Below are 1,746 nucleotides of genomic sequence, written 5' to 3' on the forward strand. Positions count from 1 at the left end.
GACTAGCCCTCCTCGGATCGCGGCCCGCACCGCGGCGCTCTTGGCGGGGCCGTAGGCGACGGCAAGGACGAAGGGGATCTTGGCCAGCAGTGAGCCTGGCGTCACGATCATCCGGTTGTCCAGCGGCGTCGTCAGCGGGTTGCCGTCCGCGCCGATGAACACGCCCGCGATTTCCGCGTCGACGCCGAGCGCGGCGAGCGACTCGCGCTCGGCCGGCGTGATCGCGTCGTAGATCGTCGAGAGCCCTGGCGCCCACGCGCCGATGGCCACCACGGCGATGGTCACCTTGGGCACGAGGGCGAACGCCTCGGCGATGTCGCCCTGGCGGCGGATCGCCGCGGCGGCCCGCGCGTCGTCGAGCAGCATCGGCGCGTAGAACACGTGCGCAGGGCCGCCGCCGATCCGCGCCACGCTGCGGACGACTTCGAGCAGGTCCCTGCCGTCCGGCGGCGGCACGGCCCCGGTCATCTGCACGATCGGGCAGGGCGGCAGCTGGGTCAGCGCGGCGGCGAGCCCGCTCAGCGTGCGTGACCAGGTCAGGCCGAGTATGTCGCCTGGCTTGATCAGGTCCATCAGCACCTGGGCCGCCGCCTCGCCGAGCCGCTGGCGCAGTGCCACCGCGTCGTCGGGGAAGTTGAAGACGAACGCCTGCCGCAGCCCGAAGACGGAGCACAGTTCGGCCGACAGGCCCGCGTCGAGGATGCCGCCGGGCAGGCCGATCTCGATGCGCACCAGCCCGGTCTCCCGCGCGGATTCGAGCAGCCTGGCGACCCGGAACCTGCTGATCCCCAGCCGGTCGGCGATGTCGACCTTGGAGACGCCCTCCAGGTAGAACTGCCGCGCCACCAGCGCGGCCAGCACGACTTCCGACGGCCGATCAGCCGACAAGCCGGCCATGAGTGCCTCCATACATGCGCTCATTTGAGCATCTATATCTCATATTTGCAGCTTTTCTTGACATTGCCTAGCCGCGCGTTCACTGTGTGTTCATGGTTCATATGAGCGGACAGCGCTCAAATGAGCATATCGACAGGAGATGGGTCGGCGGCGCGGCGCGCCAGAAAGTCCTCACCGCTGTGGAGGTTCATTCATGAGATCGTCCAGGTTCAGGATCCGCAGGCTCGCCGCCGTCGGCGGCGCCGTCGCTGTGGTCGCGGCAGCGGCCGCGTGCTCGAGCAGTGGCTCGAGCGGCAGCGCGAGCGGCGGCAACAACAGCAGCACCGGCACGGTGACGGTCGCGGTGGTGTCCAATCCGCTGATCACCGGCCAGATGATTCCGCTCACCCAGTCCGTGTTCGAAAAGCAGAACCCGGGGATCACCGTCAAGTTCGCCACCTATACGGAAGGCGACCTGCGGGCGGCGATCGAGAAGGACGTGAGCACGCACAGCAACTCGTTCAACGTCGTCATGATCGGTCCGTACGAGGCGCCGCTGTTCGCGAAGAACGGCTGGCTGGTCGACCTGTCCAAGCAGTACATCGCCAGCGACGCCTCCTACGACGCGTCCGACCTGCTGCCCCCGGTCGCCAAGGCGCTGTCGTACAAGAACGACCTGTACGCCGCGCCGTTCTACGGCGAGTCCTCGATGCTCTACTACAACAAGCAGCTGCTGTCCGCGGCGGGAGTCACCATGCCGGCGCACCCGACGTGGACGCAGGTCGCGGCCGCCGCCGCCAAGCTGAACCAGCCAGGCAAGGTCTCGGGCATCTGCCTGCGCGGCCTGGCGGGCTGGGGCGACAACATGGC

At 68.3% G+C, this 1,746-nt stretch carries 2 protein-coding genes; one reads left to right on the plus strand and one right to left on the minus strand.

The annotated features are described in order from the left end of the window. The coding region (locus tag WA805_RS13065) for a sugar-binding transcriptional regulator (RefSeq protein ID WP_425242461.1) at positions 1–897 on the minus strand (897 nt) is incomplete at its 3' end. Positions 898–1,090: 193 nt separating this feature from the next. Here WA805_RS13065 and WA805_RS13070 point away from each other — a divergent pair. Next, on the plus strand, positions 1,091–1,746 hold a 656-nt coding region (locus WA805_RS13070; protein ID WP_425242462.1), incomplete at its 3' end, for an ABC transporter substrate-binding protein.

This window comes from Trebonia sp., from assembly GCF_049794275.1.
Lineage (GTDB): Bacteria > Actinomycetota > Actinomycetes > Streptosporangiales > Streptosporangiaceae > Trebonia.